This window comes from Micromonospora sp. M61, assembly GCF_018070245.1.
GTDB classification, from domain to species: Bacteria; Actinomycetota; Actinomycetes; order Mycobacteriales; family Micromonosporaceae; genus Micromonospora; species Micromonospora zamorensis.
Genome location: NZ_JAGPYA010000164.1, coordinates 1 through 1,096 on the forward strand (window position 1 = coordinate 1; position 1,096 = coordinate 1,096).

General features: G+C 72.3%; 1 protein-coding gene. It reads right to left on the minus strand.

The features are described 5' to 3' along the window. Positions 1-33: 33 nt before the first annotated feature. The coding region (locus tag KBX34_RS33100) for an MFS transporter (RefSeq protein ID WP_210928996.1) at positions 34-1,096 on the minus strand (1,063 nt) is incomplete at its 5' end.

The window sequence follows — 1,096 nt, forward strand, 5'->3', positions numbered from 1 at the left end:
GCCGCTGACGCCGCCGTCCTTCGGTTGGCGAGGTCAGGCCGGGACGGATTCGGGTCGCTGGGCGGCTGGCTGTGGGTCGCGTACCGGGCGCGGGTGGCCCAGCAGGAGGACCGCGGCCAGGGCGGCGATGAGCATCAGCGTGGCCGACACGCTCAGGGACAGGTGGAAGCCGTCGAGGAACGCCTTGTCGAGGGCGTTCAGAGCGACGTCCCGCTGAGCGCCGTAGTCGACGGCGGCGACCGCCTGGAAGCCACTGTCGTCCATCGCCGCGGTCGCGGCCTGCCGGTGGTCGTCGTTGACCCCGGCGTCGGCGAGATGTCCGGGCAGGGAGCTGGCCGCCCTGCTGGTCAGCAGGGCGCCCAGGACGGCGGGGCCGAGCGCGCCGCCGACCTGGCGGAAGGCGTTGTTTGCCGCCGCGGCCATGCCGGCCAGCTGGAACGGTACGGAGCTGACCGCGGTTGCGGTCATCGGGGTCAGCACCGCGCCGAGGCCCAGCCCGAACAGCGCGAGCCGCCAGCTCAGCTGTCCGAAGGACGTGTCGGCGTCGACGCCGCTGAGGAGGAACAGGGCGATCGCCGCGATGAACAGGCCGGCGCTGAGCAGCCAGCGCACGTGCACGCGGTGCATGAGGCGGCCGATCAGCGGCCCCACGACGACCGGGACCGCCGTGTTGGTCAGCAGCCGCAGCGCCGCTTCCATGGTCGACAGCTGCTGGACCAGGCCGAGGTAGAGGCTGAGCACGAAGATGCTGCCGATCACGCCCATGAAGCTGACAGCGGCGATCACGGCGGTGGCGTTGAACCCGCGGCTGGCGAACAGGGCGGGGCTCAGCATCGGCGAGTTGCTCCGCCGCTCGATCACGAGGAACGCGGCGAGGCTGAGCGCGGCCACGGCGAACGCCAGGAGCACGACGGGGTCGGTGAACGAGCCTGCGCCGCCCTCGATGACGGCGAAGACCAGAGCGACGATGGCCAGGGCGGCGGTGATCTGTCCCGGCCAGTCCAGGTGCCGCCTTCCCGGCGCCCGCGAGTCGGTCACCAGCGGAATGGCGATCAGGGCGGTGAGCAGGGCGAGCGGGATGGCCGGCAGGTAGATC